Origin of the sequence: Formivibrio citricus, from assembly GCF_900115065.1 — a bacterium.
Taxonomy (GTDB): domain Bacteria; phylum Pseudomonadota; class Gammaproteobacteria; order Burkholderiales; family Chitinibacteraceae; genus Formivibrio; species Formivibrio citricus.
On sequence record NZ_FOVE01000015.1, the window covers coordinates 16,635 to 31,726 of the forward strand.

The window sequence follows — 15,092 nt, forward strand, 5'->3', positions numbered from 1 at the left end:
AGAGAACAAGCATGAAACAAACTATCATCGCCGCTGCGCTGGCCGTCGTGTTCCTGTCCGGCTGCAGCCTGGCGCCTACCTTCAGCCGCCCGGCAGTACCCGTTCCAGCGACCGTCGGCGCGGCCTCTGCGCCGGCCGCCGCGGATTTCCGCTTGCCCGAGTGGCGCGCTTACTTTACTGATGCCGCGGTGCAGTCCGTGATCGACAAGGCGCTCGCCAACAACCGCGACATGCGCATTGCCATTGCGCGGGTCGAAGAAGCGCGCGCGCAGTACGGCGTGCAGCGGGCCGACCGCCTGCCCAACCTGAGCGCCAACGGCACAGGTAGCGTGAGCAAAATCCCGGCCGATCTTTCGTCAACCGGCAAGGAAGTCATTTCCCGCCGCTACGACGTGAACCTCGGCCTGCTGAGTTTCGAGCTGGATTTCTGGGGCCGGGTCAAGAGCCTTTCCGATGCAGCGCGGGCGAACTACCTCGCCAGCGAGGAAGCACAACGCTCGTTCCAGTTGTCCCTGATCGCCGAAGCCGCCAATGCCTGGTACAGCGCCCGCGCGCTCGACGAGCAGGCCGCTTTCAGTCGCAAGACGGTCAAGGCGCGCGAAGAGAACCTGCGTGTGGTCAACCGTCGCGTCGAAGCCGGCACTGCCGGCCGGCTGGAGCAGTTGCAGGCAGAAGCCGCGCTCGACAGTGCGCGTGCCGATGCCGCGAGCTATGCGCGCCGTGCCGAAAACGCCCGCAATGCGCTCAACCTGACAGTCGGCGAAACGGTGGTCTTGCCCGAAGCCAAGGGTGAGGCGCTGGCCGATCTGCCGCTGGCCCCGGCGTTACCGGAAGGCTTGCCGTCGAGCGTATTGCTCAACCGCCCGGACGTGCGCCAAGCCGAACAGACCCTGATTGCCGCCAATGCCAATATCGGCGCAGCGCGCGCGGCCTTCTTCCCGAAGATTTCCCTCGTGGGCAGCGCCGGCGTAGCCAGCAACGAGCTTGAAGGCATCTTCAGCGGCGGGCATCAAGCCTGGAGCTTCGCGCCGAGCATCTCGTTGCCGATCTTCCATGGCTGGCGCAACAAGTCCAACCTGGATCTGGCCGAAGCGCGCAAGAACATCGCCGTGGCGCAGTACGAAAAAACCATCCAGACCGCATTCCAGGATGTCGCCAACGTGCTCGCCGACCAGAAGTGGTTGACAGAGCAATACGCTGCGCAGGAAAAACTCGCAGCCCGCCAGTCCGAACGGCTGCGCCTGGCTGATCTGCGTTACCAGACCGGGCTGGTCGGCTATCTCGACCTGCTTGATGCCCAGCGCGAGCACTATGCCGCGCAGCTTGCGTTCATCGAAGCGAAGCGGGCGCGGCTGGCTGCCGCCGCGCAGGCCTTCAAGGCTTTGGGCGGGGCAGGGCAGTAAGTCCCTGGTTTGGGCAAGCATCCGCTGAAATGACAAAGGCCGGGGATCCCGGCCTTTGTCATTTCGATCATCCTGTAAATTACATGCGCGGTGTGACTTCCATGCGCACGTTTACCGGCAGTTGTTGGCCAGGGTCGTTCGGCAGAACGGTCTGGTAGGATTGCCCTTTGTATTCGTAGCGGACGTCGTAGCCAGAGAGGCGGCGCTCCAGATGGTTGCTTGTCTTGCAGCGCTCTACCGGACGGCGTGCCGGTTCTTGATAGTCATCGTTGCTGCCGGTTGTCTGTACACGGCTGCCGATGATGGCGCCTGCAATCGCTCCGCCCGCCGTTGCTACGGTTCGGCCGTTGCCCCCGCCTACCTGGTTGCCGAGCAGGCCGCCGACCACGCCGCCCACGATGGCGCCGCCGATGTTGTTGTCGCTGCCGCGGGTCTGCCGCTGCGGTACATCGCGGTATTCGGTCCAGCATTCGCGCTTGGGCGTATTCACTTCTTCGTACATCGGGGTGGAAGAGATGACGCGGGCATAATCGCTGTATTCGCGAGCGCTGGCGGCTCCGGCAACAAGCAGCAAACCTGCGATGATCAACTTCTTCATGGTAAAGCTCCTTTCTGTAAGTGCGCGATAATAACGCACCAGCTCGCAGGATGGATGACGACTTTTACCTGAGCAAACCTGCTGTTACACAAATGTACATGGGTCAAGCCGGGGGCAATCTGGTATCTTCGGGAAAAGGACAAGCATGCCGCGCGCATGCCGATTTTGCGAACAGGAGTTTTGCTGAGATGACACGGGTTTACAATTTTTCCGCCGGTCCGTCGGTGTTGCCGGAGTCGGTGTTGCACAAAGCCGCTGCCGAGATGCTCGATTATCAGGGAACCGGCATGTCGGTCATGGAGATGTCGCACCGCTCCAAGCCTTACGAGGGCATCATCTACGGGGCGGAAGCCTTGCTGCGCGAGATTCTCGGTATCTCGGACGATTACCATGTGCTGTTCCTGCAGGGCGGCGCCAGCCTGCAGTTCTACATGCTGCCGCTCAACTTCATGACCCTCAACAAGAAGGCCGATTTCACCCTGACCGGCAACTGGCCGGCGCGTGCAATCGAGCAGGCGCAAACGCTGGGGACGGTCAATATCGTCGGCTCGTCCAAGGACAAGAACTACTGGTACCTCCCAGAAATCAAGGGTGCGGACAAGGACGCCGACTACTTCCACATCTGTTACAACAATACCACCGAAGGTACCCAGTACCACCAGTTGCCGGACGTGGGCGACGTGCCGCTGATCGGCGACATTTCGTCGGGCATCCTGTCGGAACCGCTCGACGTGAACAAGTTCGCCGTGCTGTATGCCGGCGCGCAGAAGAACCTCGGCCCGGCTGGCGTGACGCTGGCGATCATCCGCAAGGACATGATGGAGCGCATTCCGGCCAACTTGCCGACCATGCTGAGCTATCGCACGCATGTCGAAGCCCGCTCCATGTACAACACCCCGACGTGCTACCCGATCTACGTCATGAAACTGGTGCTGGAATGGATCAAGGAAACGGGGCGCGAGAATCTCTTCAAGCGCAATGCCGAAAAGGCCGCGCTCCTTTACGATTGCCTCGACAGCTCTGCCATGTTCTACAACCCGGTGGAAAAGTCGGTGCGCTCCCTGATGAACGTGCCGTTCCTGCCGCGCGAAACCGACAAAACCAAGGCCGATGCCATCACGGACAAATTCGTGAAAGAGGCGGCTGCCGCCGGGTTGGTCAGTCTGGCCGGCCACCGCACCACGGGCGGCATGCGCGCCTCGATCTACAACGCCATGCCGGTCGAAGGCGTCAAGGCGCTGGTGGCGTTCATGAAGGATTTCGAAGCTAAAAACGCCTGATTGTCTCTCTTCAAAATTGTCAGTACGCGAAGACGAGCCGCAGACAGTGCAAATGCACGGCAAGGCGAAGTCGACAAAGTTACTGGCGATTTTGGAGTGGAATTAATCCTGCACCCCAGCCCGCATGACGCTACAATGCGGGCTGTTTTTCATGGGGCTTTTTTGCCATGCACACCGCCGATTTTGTTGAATGGTTCCGCCAAGCCTCGCCGTATATCCATGCCTTTCGCGGACGTACTTTCGTCATTGCGCTGGGTGGCGATGTGGTGCGCGACGGCAAGTTTTTCCAGTTGACCTATGACATCAACCTGCTGACAAGTCTGGGCGTACGGCTAGTCGTTGTGCATGGCGCGCGTCCGCAGATCGAAGCCCGCCTGGCCGAGAAAGGGCTGGACACGCGCTACCACCATGGCCTGCGCGTGACAGGCGCCGATGCGCTGGAATGCGTGATCCAGGCAGTGGGACAGGTGCGCGTCGAGATCGAGGCGCTGCTGTCGATGGGGATGCCCAATTCGCCGATGGCCAATGCGGACATCCGCGTTTCCGCGGGCAACTTCATCACCGCCCAGCCGATGGGGGTGCGCGAAGGCGTGGACATGATGTACACCGGCGAAGTGCGCAAGGTGGATACCACCGCCATCCGCTACCGCCTGGACGACGGCGAAATGGTGCTGCTGTCCACCATCGGCTATTCCCCGACCGGCGAGATTTTCAACCTCCCGCTGGAAGACGTGGCGACCAGTGCCGCCATCGCGCTCAAGGCTGACAAGCTCCTGTTCCTGCTCGACCAGCCTGGCGTGGTTTCGGAAGACGGCGAGTTGCTGACCGATCTGACGGCCCTGGAAGCCGAGCAGTTGCTGGCCAAACATTCACATCCGCATGAAGACATCAAACTCTACCTGCCGTGCGCGATCCGTTCCGTGCGCCAGGGGGTGAAGCGGGCGCATTTGATCAGTCACCATGTCGACGGTTCGCTGATGATGGAGCTGTTTACCCATGACGGGATCGGCACCATGATCTCGCACGAGTCGCTGGAAACCTTGCGCGAGGCGACCATCGACGATGTGGGCGGCATGCTGGCGCTGATCGAGCCGCTTGAAGACGAGGGCGTGTTGGTCAAGCGCGGTCGCGAGCTGATCGAACGCGAAATCCACCGTTATTCGGTGCTGGAATATGACAGCCGCATCATCGGTTGCGTGGCCATGCACCCGTTCCTGGAAAACAAGATGGCCGAGATGGCTTGCCTGGTGGTCGATCCTGCTTACCGGGAAGAAGACCGCGGCGAACAACTGCTCAAGCATATCGAGCAGCAGGCGCGCAGCCTGGGTGTGCGCAAGCTCTTTGCCCTGACCACCCGCACCGCGCACTGGTTCATTGAGCACGGCTTTGCTCCGGCAACAGTGGACGATCTGCCGATCGAGCGCAAGCAGCTCTACAACTACCAGCGGCGCTCCAAGGTGTTCATCAAGCAGATTGCAGTTTGAACGTGCATGCTCCAAAAAAATCGCCCGGCTTGATATCCGGGCGATTTTTTTGGAGCGGAGATTGCGATGAATTATTGAGCTTGTTGGCTTATCAATCTTTTGTAATTGGCACTTGCCTTGACTGTTTTTATGGCGGCGTTGATTTTTTTCAGTGTTTCTCCGCCAACCTCTTTGCTGCACAGAATATATCGCCGGTTTCCCGCTGGAGCATCGGCCACCTTGACGATCGATAGTTTTTCGGCAAATTCACGATTGTTGTTGATGACGTATTTTGCCTCTTCGGCGACGGCGAACATGTAGTCGATTCTGTCCCCGGCAATCATCTTGTGCATTCTTTCCGTATCGTCGCCGATATTGATTTTCTGCAATCTTGGTTTGTATCTGGCGATGCTTCCATCAAGCCAGCTTCCGTAGACATGGCCGTCGATGACGCCCAGCCTGAGTTCGCTCTCCAAGATCTGCCGTACGGTTGGATTCTCCGGCAAGAGGGTCTTTTTTTCGGACTGGATGATGATCCGGAATGGCTGATCCTGATAGATGAAATCGTCCGAATAGGCATACAGGGTTTCCCTTTCCGTTGTTTTCAAGGCGCCAATCGTGCAGGCGTATTCCCGTTCCTTGAGCGATTCCAGCAATCGCCTCACCGGAACTTCAACGTATTTGTGCCTGATCTTGGCTTGGTCAAATATCATTCTTGATATGTCAATCAAGATGCCGGCTTCCTTGCCGCTGTTGTTTCCGAAAAACGGCATTCTTTCGTAGTGGTATATCGTGAGCTCCGGGAGGGGCTCAGCGGAAAAAGTTGCATTTGACAGTGCCATCAGCACGAATGCCAATGAGTGGATTCTCATTTCTTTTTCCGGCGAAAAAATAAAACGGCGTTATAGAAATCGCGGGTTTGTGTCCGTGCTTATTAACTACTATAGACCGTTGAGCGACTGCCAAGTTCTGCAAATATTGCAAGCACAGCCGCAACGCAATCCGTGCAGCTACAGATGATGTCGAATCCTGGAAGCTGTATCGTCTGCCATCCATGAGACATCGCCCGGTCTGTGCCGGGCGATGTTGTTTGCTACGGGCATTGCAATCAGGCCAAGCGGGGTCGCAGCACAAACAAGCCCACCATCGACACCAGCAGCAGGCCGCCGAATCCCGCTACCATCTGTCCCGGTGTCAAGAGGGTGTTGGCACCGCCGTACAGGCTCGCGAGCAGGAACATGATCAGGTTCTCGGCGAAATTCTGTACCGCGATGGCGTGGCCCGCGCCGACAGAATGATGGCCGCGCTCCTGCAGGATGGCATTGAGCGGCACGACAAAGAAGCCGCCCGCTGCACCCATCACCACCAGCAATCCGGCGGCAATCCACAGATTGGTTACGCCCGCGAGCAACAGAACCGGTAGCCCCAGCAGCAGTCCACCGCCGAGCGCACGTCCGACCGTGTCGAGCGAAACCCATTTGGCCGCCAGTGCGGCGCCGACCACGATGCCGATGGAAACCGCGCCCATGAGGTTGCCCGGCGTCTGGGCATCGGTGTATCCGAGTGCAAACGGCACCCAGGCGAACAGCAAGAGGCGCAGCGTGGCGCCGCTACCCCAGAACAGGCTGGTGCCGATCAGCGACAGGCGCGCCCACGGTTCGCGGAACAGCGTGGCGAGCGCCTTGATGAAGTCATTCAGCAGGATGCCGGGGTTGAAGTGATCCAGCGGGTGTTCTGCCGGCAGCCTGGGGATCAGCAGGGTCAAGCCGGCAGCGATGGCATAACTCACGGTGATTGCAACCAGCGCGCCGGAAAGCGAGTGGTCGGCTAGCCACGCTCCGGCCAGCACCCCGGTAAGAATGGCGACGATGGTCGAGGCTTCCATCAGGCCGTTGGCCTTGACCAGCATTTGCGCACCGAACAGTTGGGTGAGAATGCCGTACTTGGCGGGGGAATAGATCGCGGCGCCCACGCCGGCCAGCGCATAGGCGGCCAGTACCATCCAGGCCGAAGCGCCGTTTTGCAGCGCGCAGCCAGCGATGACGAGCCCCGCGACGACCTTGACCGCATTGGCGATCAGCATCACGCGCCCTTTGGGCTGGCTGTCGGCAAACGGGCCGACCAGTGCGGCAAAGAGTACGAAGGGCAGTACGAAGCCGGCCTGCAGCCAGGGAACCATGTGGTCGGTTCCGGTCAGGGTTTTGACGAGTTGGATGGAGGCGATCAGCAGGGCATTGTCGGCAAACGCGGAGAGGAATTGCGCTGCGAGCACGGCCTGCATCGTCGGGGTGAGCAGCCGGGTTTCGGTTGTGGTTGAGGCGCTCATGCGGGAACTCCGGTCTCGGCCGGCTGTTCGGCCCATTTTTTGAGGGTGACGTAATCGGTCTTGCCGGTGCCCAGCAGCGGCAGTTCCTTGACCACGCGGATATCGCGCGGCGTGGCGAGCGGCGGCAGGCTTTGCTCGCGCGCGATGGCGGCAAGCCGGTCAAAGGTGAGCTGCGGGTTGGTGGTGAAGAGCACCAGCGCTTCGCCCTTCATGGCATCGGTGCGCGAGCTGCTGGCGTGCTGCCCGGCCGGGTCGGCCAGGAAGGCGAGCTTTTCGGCAGTTTCCAGCGAAACCATTTCCCCGGCAATCTTGGCAAAACGTTTGAGCCGGCCCTTGATCGTGACGAAGCCTTCGGTGTCGATGCTGACAATGTCGCCGGTCGAGTACCAGCCTTGGCCGTGTTCCGATGCCGTGATTTCCAGAATGCCGGGGTTATTGATGCGCAGGTAGCCGGCCATGACGTTCGGGCCTTTCACGTGCAGCAACCCGCCGTCCTCGATGCCCGGGACGGGCTCCAGCCACCATTCCACGCCGGGCAGGAACTGGCCGACGGTACCGGTCTTGTAGGCCATCGGCGTGTTGACTGCGAGCACCGGCGCGGTTTCGGTCGCGCCGTAACCTTCGAGCAGGCGGATGCCGAATTTCTCGACCCACAGATCGCGCACGGCCGACGACAGCCGCTCAGCCCCGGCGACCACATAACGGATGCGGTAGAAATCGTAGGGGTGGGCAAAGCGTGCATAGTTGGCCAGGAAGGTGCTGGTGCCGAACAGCACGGTGCAGTTGCGGTCGTAGGCCACTTCCGGGATCACGCGGTAGTGCAGCGGCGAGGGGTAGATGAAGAGTTTCGTGCCGGTCATGAGCGGCAGCAGTGCGCCCGCGGTCAGGCCGAAAGCGTGGAAGATCGGCAGGGCGTTGAGGAATTTGTCGGTCGCGGCGAAGTCGATCACGGCACGAATCTGCGCCATGTTGGTCAGGAGGTTCTGGTGGGTGAGGACCACGCCCTTGGGTACGCCTTCGGAACCCGATGTGAACAACACCACTGCCGGATCCTGCGGTCTGCCCTTGGGCACGAAAGCGCGCGGCTTGCTGAGTGCGGCCAGCAGCCAGAGCTTGTCGCCAAGGGTCAGGCCGGCGCGGAGGTCTTCGAGGTAGACCACCCGGTATTTTTCGGCGAGCCCGGTTACGACGCTGTCCAGTTGGGCCGCAGCCACGAACGCGCGCGAGGTGATGACGGTCTTGAGCGTGGCGACCTGACAGGCCGAATCCAGCCCCGCCAAGCCGGCCGTATAGTTGAGCATGGCCGGGATGCGGCGCTGCACGGTACAACCCAGCATCAGTGCCAGCGACGGTGCCATGTTTGGCATCAACAGGCCAACGCGCTCGCCTTCCGTGGTGATCTTGGCGACCAGCCGGCCCAGCGCCAGCGTCATCTTGAGAATGTCGCCGTAGGAGTATTCCTCCTGGCGCATGTCTTCAAGCAGCCGGTACGAGCGCCCCCAGACCGCCGCGGCATCGAGCAACGCGTCGAACAGCGTACCGATGGGGCGTGAGGCGAACAGCATGTGCTGCATGATCTTGCGCAGCGCCTCGCCCGCAAGCCGCCGCCGCTCGCGGGATTTACCGCCCTGCGGCATGGCGATGGTTTCCAGCGGCATGACCGTGAGCTGAATCTCCGGAAACCAGCGGCGCGGGTAATTGCCCCCCATGCGGCTGAAATAACTGCGGCTTGGGCCTTCCAGGCGGACCGGCAGAATATCCGCCCCGGTGCGCGCGGCGACAAAAGCCGGGCCGTCGTAGACCTTCATCAGCGATCCGGTCTCCGTGATGCGCCCCTCGGGGAAAATTACGACCGGCTGGCCGGATTCCACGAGCTTGACCACATGCTTGATCGCCATCGGGCTGGTCGGATCGACCGGCAGGTAATCGACGAGTTTCAGCACCTGCCGGAACAGCCACTTCTGCGGCACGGTGGTATGCACCACGAACACTGCCCGTACCGGCAGGAACAGGCCCAGCAACATGCCGTCGAGGAACGATTCATGGTTGGCGATGATCAGCGTGCGCCGCTGCGCGAACTGCGGCCACTGACCCTTGATGTGGACCCGGAACAAGACCCGGAAGAGGGCGCGCAGCAGCAAGGCGATCAGAGGTTTCATGAGGATTTTCCACAAAGGCTGAGTTCAAGGATTTTATGCGAGGCTTGCCGCATTTTGACCAGTAAATTTTGTGCGGACAGGTATAGTCACCGCTGATGCATCAGTTGCTGATCGAGCCGCTGCAGGTCACCAAGTTGCCCGTGGGATTTTCATGTTCGATCCGCAAGAAGCAGGTTGACTGTCTTTCCTTTGGCGATGAAGGCTTTCTGCAGGAAAGCTATCTTTTCTGCATGTGCCCTAGTAGTCAGTCACACAGATTCTGCTATGTTCGTCACGCCCTGCATCCCCATGCGCTTTGTCGCTCATCCTCGCCATAGCCCTGCTATGGCTGCGGTTCACTTCGTGCGCATGGGGCGCAGATGCGCGCCTCGGCATCCACGCGATTCACTGCGTGACTGACTACTGGCGTGGTGTCGGATTTTAACCTGTTCAAGAAAACCATTCAGGAGCATGCGCTGCATCACGCCATCAGTGTGGCCAATCGCCTGTTGGGAAGCGCGGTATCGCGCAGGCCCGTTACTTTCACGGCATCTACGCAGATGAGGATGTGGCCGCCTCAAATGTGAATTTCGTGGACAACATGGATAGCGGGATGCTGGCGATTGAAGAGTGTGGTCTGGGGGGGTGTTGTGCAGAATCATCCAGTGCCAGCCAAAATAAATGGTGGGGGGATTTGTGGGGTGCCAAAAAGAAACGCCATGATTTTTTCAATAAAATCATGGCGTTGCTTGATATTTGTGGCGGAAAGGGGGGGATTCGAACCCCCGATAGGCTATTAACCTATACACGCTTTCCAGGCGTGCGACTTAAGCCACTCATCCACCTTTCCGCGAGAGAGGCCGGATAATACCCAATTCGCCGGGGGCTGGCAAGTGTATTGGGCGGTTTTTGTTTGAGAATTTGGGCATAATCTTGCTGCGGGGTCTCGTCATGGCTCATGCGCCCCCCTTCACTCTGCGGGGGGCTCATCGCGCCGCAGGCTTTGAACGGATTCTGACAGCCGGGGAGATTTTCCGGATGGATGGGCTAGACTGATCTTGTTTGGACCGCCAGATGGCGTATATTAGAAATTTCTAATATATCAAGTGTCCGAGACCATAGAAATGCGTTTTTCAGGTGCACTCATGAGCGAGGAATACAAGGCTGGCGACTCAACTGGGCCGGCTGCTGCGACCTCTTCCGGTGTCAGAGGGGCGATCGACCCCAAGCTGGTTGCTTGCCGTGATATGGCGTTGCAGTTGCTGATGCAGTCCTTCGAGGGGGTGTTCAGCAAGCTGGACGAGGATTTTCTTGAGCGTGCCGACAAGGCGACCGACCGGGTGTTGCGGGAAAGTTTCCTGCTGGCTCGCGCGGAAACCCAGGCCAAACGCAGCCTGATTACAGCTGAATTCCGTCAGCGTTTTCTTGAGTCGTTCAATAATCGTTTGCGGGAACTGGATGGCGGCAAAGGCGAGATCAATTACTACCAGCCCGTTTCAGGAGTCGCCGAGCTTTCCCTTGTGGCAAACGACGAATATGAGGAAAGTCTTGCCGCAAGCCATGTGACCAATGCGTTCAAACAGAAAAGCTGGGACGACTTGCAGCAATTGGAGTCCCGGTTGGCGCGACTGCTGCCCATGCGGGAAGAGGGTAGTGAAGAGGGTGGGAATCCCATCAGTCCGGAGGCGATTTGTGAGGCGGTGCTTGCAGCCTGCCGGCAGATCGAGTGCGGTGTAGACGCTCGGATCGTTGCGTTGCGGGCTTTCGAGCGTCAGCTGGCCAGCCAGGTCGCGGCCGTTTACAAGCAGGTGAACGAATTTCTTGTGCAGCAGAATGTCCAGCCGGTTGTAATGAAGCTGCGCCCCCGTGGAGCGGGGGGGCGCGCGAGTGGGGGTGAACGGGAAAGCGGAGGGCAGGATATTCTTTCAGGCGGAGCTGTCGTATCTGGCGCTGATGCCGGAGCCCCTTCCGAAGACGCCCAACTCCCGCCCGGCATGGTGAATGTGGCCGTGCCCGCGGTTCTGGCCGCGCATCTGGAGCAACTGTTGAGCGGCAATTTCAGTGCGCCGTCTACTGCGCCGGCAACTGTTCGCCTTTCTTCGGAACTCGGATTCCTTGATCAGCTCCAGCGCAGATTGCCGGATGATGTTGCCGTGGTGGAAGGGGTGACCATGCATCCGGCGCGCGACAACCTGGTCGCGCTTTTGCAGAACACGCAATGGGCCCAGAACCTGGCGCAGATGGATGCCATGACGCTCAATCTGGTTGCGCTGCTGTTTGATCGCATGTTCGAAGACCCGCGGTTGCCTGATGCCGTCAAGGGCTTGATCGGTCGATTGCAGATTCCGGTTCTCAAGGTCGCGTTGCTGGATAGCACCTTTTTTGCCCGCAAGGGGCATCCGGCCCGGCAGTTGCTGGATCGGCTGGCCGAGTCGGCGGTGGACTGGAACGAAGGGTCGGATTCCGGCAAAAAGCGCATCGACAAGTTTTCGGCAATTGTCTCCTGGGTTGTGGTGAATTTCGAAAACGATGTCAGCATCTTCGAGCATGCGCTCGCCGATCTGGAGTCGTTCTTGCTGGACGAGGCCGATGCTGCGGCCAATCAGGTACTGGAGGATGCCGAAGAGCTGGCGGCGACCGAGCAGTCCGAGCTGGCGGTTGCTACGGCGGAAGCCGTGATCGGCGGGCGTTTGTTCCGGCGGGAAGTGCCACCGCTGGTGGACGAGTTTGTGCGGCAGTGTTGGCAGCCGGTGCTGGTCAGGGCTTACGGTGCTGCAGGGGAAAACGAGCCCCGTTTCGTGGCTTATGTGGCTGCGCTGGATGACCTGCTCTGGAGTGTGGAGCCCAAACGGGGCGCGGAAGAGCGTCTGCTGCTGGTGAACCGGCTGCCTGGCATGCTCAAGACACTGGAGGAGGGGGCCGATTACGCAGGCATGGATGCCGAAGCCAGGCAGTTGTTCTTCTCCGAGCTCGTGCATTGCCATGCCGCGGCGATCCGTAACGGTATGCGCCCCGTGGCGGCCGTGCCGGTTGTTGCGCCTCCTCCAGAGCCGATCAAGCCGCTTCCCCGATCCGAGGCAGAGCCTGTTTATGAAATGGCCTTGCCGCCCAGTGCGCTGCCCGAGCGCTGGGACTGGGTGGATTTGCAGGAGGTGGACGGCATGATTCGCCGGTTGCGCCTGACTTGGGTTAGCCCGCAAGGTACGCGCTTCCTGTTCACGAATCGCGAAGGCGAGAATGGACATACTTTTGTGCGCTCGGAAGTCGAGCAATTGTTGCAGCAGGGAAAAATGCGCCGCGCCGATCTCTCCGAAAGCCTCACCGACAAGGTGTTCAATATCCTGCGCCAATCGCTGGTGGCCTGATCTAATTACGTACTCTGGCGAGTGCATAATTGCCATTGATGCATACCCATTGGGGGTATATTCTGGAAGTGTTCTCTTTTGCGAGGTCCCATCATGACCTGGCTTCTGCAAGTCCCCATATCCGGAATGACCTGTGCGGCCTGTGCCGCACGCTTGGAAAAACAGCTTAATCGCCAGCATGGCGTCGCGGCGAGCGTCAATTTCGCGACCGAGAGTGCGGAGATTCGGCTGGAAAAAGACGCCGTGCCTGTTGAGGCGGTGTTTCACGTCATCGAAAAAACCGGCTTTTCCGTCCCTGCGATTTCCCAAAGTTTCAAGATATCCGGCATGACCTGCGCTGCCTGTGCGGCGCGCATCGAGAAAGTGCTGAATGCCCTGCCGGCAACCCATGCCGAAGTCAACCTGACGGCCGAGACGGTTCGCGTTACCTCGCCTCAAGGCTTGTTGAGCCCGGAGGATGTCATTGCCTCGATCCAGCAGGCCGGTTATGACGCCGCATTGCTGCCGGAAGATGCCCCACTGTATTCCGAAGAAGCCGAAACCGTGCGCCATGCGGCGCGCCGCGACCTCATCCTCGGCGTGCTGCTTTCCGCTCCGCTGGTGCTGGGCATGATTCCGATGCTGCAGGGGCAGCACGAGGAGTGGCTGCCGCGCTGGCTGCAATGGATGCTGGCCACGCCGGTGCAGTTCATTCTCGGCTGGCGTTTTTATCGCGGTGCCTGGAAGAGCCTGCGTTCCGGAGGCGCCAACATGGATGTGCTGATTGCCTTGGGCACCACCATGGCGTGGGCGCTCAGCACTGTGGTCTGGTTGCGCGGCGACCATCAGCATCATGTCTATTTCGAGGCCGCAGCGGTCGTCATCACGCTGGTGCTGGCCGGCAAGCACCTTGAAGCGAGGGCGCGCAGTAGGACCAACACCGCGCTGGCCGAGATGATGCGCTTGCAACCGCGCAATGCGCGCGTGGAGCTGCACGGGAAACTGGTGGAAGTGCCCGTGACCATGCTGCATCCCGGCGACATTCTCTACATTCCACAGGGCGAGCCCATTCCGGTCGATGGCGTGGTGAGCTGGGGGCAGGCTTCGGTGGATGAAAGTCTGCTGACCGGCGAATCGGCCGCCATTACCAAACAGAAGGGCGACAAGCTGTACGCGGGCACTACCGTGCTCGAGGGGACGCTCAAGTGCCGGGCGGATGGCGTGGGCAGCAAAACCTACCTGGCCGAGATCATCCGCCTGGTGGCGCGGGCGCAAGGCTCCAAGGCGCCCATCCAGCATCTTGCGGACAAGATTGCCGGCGTTTTTGTTCCCGTGGTGGTGGCGATCGCCGTCGTCACGTTCATTGCCACCTGGTGGTGGCTGGGCGATTTTCAGCCTGCGCTGATGCATGCGGTGGCGGTGCTGGTCATCGCTTGTCCCTGCGCGCTGGGTTTGGCAACGCCGGCGGCAGTGACGGTGGGTGTTGGCGTGGCAGCAAAAAACGGCATCCTGTTCCGCAACGCCGCTGCGCTGGAAGCTGCGGAACGAGCTACGGCCATCGTGCTCGACAAGACCGGAACCCTGACCTACGGCAAGCCGGAAGTGCAGGCTATCTGGCCTTGCGAAGGCTGGGACGAAACGAAGCTGCTGCAGTTTGCGGCCAGTATGGAAGCGGGCTCGGAACACCCGCTGGCGCGTGCGGTGCTGGCGCGTGCGGGCGGGCTGCTTCGTTTTCCGGTTGAGGCGTTTCGTGTCGAACCCGGTTTGGGTGTGTCGGGTGTCATTGATGGGCGGGCCGTCAAGGTTGGTGCTCCGCACTGGGTTGCGCCGGATTGGCGATGGGAGTCAATGATGCCCGAACATGCGGCGAGCACCATGCTGGCGGTGACCGTGGCGGGCGAGCCTGCCGGGCTGATTGCCTGTGCCGATGCGGTTCGTCCCAGCGCCAAGGCGCTGGTTGCCGGTTTGGCGGAAATGGGCATCGAAACCGTCATGCTGACCGGTGACAATCTGGCAGCCGCGGCGGCGCTGGCATCTGCTGTGGGAGTGACGCGTTTCGAGGCGGGGGTTTCGCCAGCCGACAAGGCGCGCGTCGTCGGTGAACTGAAGGCCGCCGGGCATTTTGTCGTCATGGTTGGCGACGGCGTGAACGACGCGCCGGCACTGGCCGCAGCGGATGTCAGTTTTGCGATGGGGGCGGGCAGCAATGCGGCGATTGCCACGGCCGACATCACGCTGATGTATAACGACCCGGTGCATATCGCCACGGCCATTCGTCTGTCGCGGCATACCCTGCGCAAAATCAGGCAGAACCTGTTTTTTGCCTTTTTCTATAACGTGCTCGGCATTCCGCTGGCCGCGCTCGGGATGCTCAATCCGGTCATCGCCGGGGCTGCGATGGCGATGAGTTCGGTTTCGGTGGTGACCAATGCGTTATTGCTGCGCCGCTGGCATGAGTAGCGCCTATTTTCATTAAGCGGCTGCGCCTTCGCATCTGGCGGTCGGGTGGTGCTCGGAATCCTCATGTACTTGCGTGTACA

9 protein-coding genes and 1 tRNA gene are annotated in these 15,092 nt (G+C 60.3%); 5 read left to right on the forward strand and 5 right to left on the reverse strand.

The features are described from left to right. Positions 1-11: 11 nt before the first annotated feature. A complete protein-coding gene (locus BMZ36_RS10235) occupies positions 12-1,403 on the forward strand; it encodes an efflux transporter outer membrane subunit (protein ID WP_091195640.1) in 1,392 nt (463 codons plus the stop codon). A 79-nt stretch (positions 1,404-1,482) separates the two neighbouring features. Here BMZ36_RS10235 and BMZ36_RS10240 read toward each other — a convergent pair whose 3' ends face one another. After that, positions 1,483-2,001, reverse strand: a complete 519-nt coding sequence (locus tag BMZ36_RS10240; RefSeq protein ID WP_091195642.1) for a glycine zipper 2TM domain-containing protein — start codon at positions 1,999-2,001, stop codon at positions 1,483-1,485. Positions 2,002-2,189: 188 nt separating this feature from the next. Between BMZ36_RS10240 and serC the strand changes: the two genes are divergently transcribed. Beyond that, positions 2,190-3,281: a 3-phosphoserine/phosphohydroxythreonine transaminase gene (gene serC, locus BMZ36_RS10245; RefSeq protein WP_091195905.1), complete on the forward strand. Its 1,092-nt coding sequence runs from the start codon at positions 2,190-2,192 to the stop codon at positions 3,279-3,281. 167 nt (positions 3,282-3,448) lie between these two features. After that, positions 3,449-4,765, forward strand: a complete 1,317-nt coding sequence (gene argA, locus BMZ36_RS10250; RefSeq protein ID WP_091195645.1) for an amino-acid N-acetyltransferase — start codon at positions 3,449-3,451, stop codon at positions 4,763-4,765. 71 nt (positions 4,766-4,836) lie between these two features. On the opposite strand, the gene BMZ36_RS10255 is transcribed toward argA, so the two are convergent. The 4 genes from BMZ36_RS10255 to BMZ36_RS10270 form a co-directional block, all read right to left on the reverse strand. Next, positions 4,837-5,586 (reverse strand): substrate-binding periplasmic protein, encoded by a 750-nt coding sequence (locus BMZ36_RS10255; RefSeq protein ID WP_245747894.1) that lies wholly within the window; start codon positions 5,584-5,586, stop codon positions 4,837-4,839. Positions 5,587-5,852: 266 nt separating this feature from the next. Further along, positions 5,853-7,070 carry a lysophospholipid transporter LplT gene (gene lplT / locus BMZ36_RS10260; protein WP_091195652.1) on the reverse strand — a complete coding sequence of 406 codons (1,218 nt, stop codon included), beginning with the start codon at positions 7,068-7,070 and terminating at the stop codon, positions 5,853-5,855. Further along, positions 7,067-9,229, reverse strand: a complete 2,163-nt coding sequence (gene aas, locus BMZ36_RS10265; protein WP_091195655.1) for a bifunctional acyl-ACP--phospholipid O-acyltransferase/long-chain-fatty-acid--ACP ligase — start codon at positions 9,227-9,229, stop codon at positions 7,067-7,069. Before aas ends, lplT begins: the two co-directional genes overlap by 4 nt. 738 nt (positions 9,230-9,967) lie before the next feature. Beyond that, positions 9,968-10,058, reverse strand: a tRNA-Ser gene (locus BMZ36_RS10270). A gap of 295 nt (positions 10,059-10,353) precedes the next feature. Between BMZ36_RS10270 and BMZ36_RS10275 the strand changes: the two genes are divergently transcribed. Both BMZ36_RS10275 and BMZ36_RS10280 read left to right on the forward strand, forming a co-directional pair. Beyond that, complete coding sequence (locus tag BMZ36_RS10275; protein ID WP_177187853.1) at positions 10,354-12,573, forward strand: DUF1631 family protein; 2,220 nt, start codon at positions 10,354-10,356, stop codon at positions 12,571-12,573. 93 nt (positions 12,574-12,666) lie between these two features. Next, positions 12,667-15,012 carry a heavy metal translocating P-type ATPase gene (locus tag BMZ36_RS10280; protein ID WP_091195663.1) on the forward strand — a complete coding sequence of 782 codons (2,346 nt, stop codon included), beginning with the start codon at positions 12,667-12,669 and terminating at the stop codon, positions 15,010-15,012. The last annotated feature ends 80 nt before the right edge of the window (positions 15,013-15,092 follow it).

Excerpts from the sequence above, each read along its gene's own strand:
- BMZ36_RS10235 (WP_091195640.1), top strand. The coding sequence starts at position 12 with ATGAAACAAACTATCATCGCCGCTGCGCTGGCCGTCGTGTTCCTGTCC.
- BMZ36_RS10240 (WP_091195642.1), bottom strand. The coding sequence starts at position 2,001 with ATGAAGAAGTTGATCATCGCAGGTTTGCTGCTTGTTGCCGGAGCCGCC.
- serC (WP_091195905.1), top strand. The coding sequence starts at position 2,190 with ATGACACGGGTTTACAATTTTTCCGCCGGTCCGTCGGTGTTGCCGGAG.
- argA (WP_091195645.1), top strand. The coding sequence starts at position 3,449 with ATGCACACCGCCGATTTTGTTGAATGGTTCCGCCAAGCCTCGCCGTAT.
- BMZ36_RS10255 (WP_245747894.1), bottom strand. The coding sequence starts at position 5,586 with ATGGCACTGTCAAATGCAACTTTTTCCGCTGAGCCCCTCCCGGAGCTC.
- lplT (WP_091195652.1), bottom strand. The coding sequence starts at position 7,070 with ATGAGCGCCTCAACCACAACCGAAACCCGGCTGCTCACCCCGACGATG.
- aas (WP_091195655.1), bottom strand. The coding sequence starts at position 9,229 with ATGAAACCTCTGATCGCCTTGCTGCTGCGCGCCCTCTTCCGGGTCTTG.
- BMZ36_RS10275 (WP_177187853.1), top strand. The coding sequence starts at position 10,354 with ATGAGCGAGGAATACAAGGCTGGCGACTCAACTGGGCCGGCTGCTGCG.
- BMZ36_RS10280 (WP_091195663.1), top strand. The coding sequence starts at position 12,667 with ATGACCTGGCTTCTGCAAGTCCCCATATCCGGAATGACCTGTGCGGCC.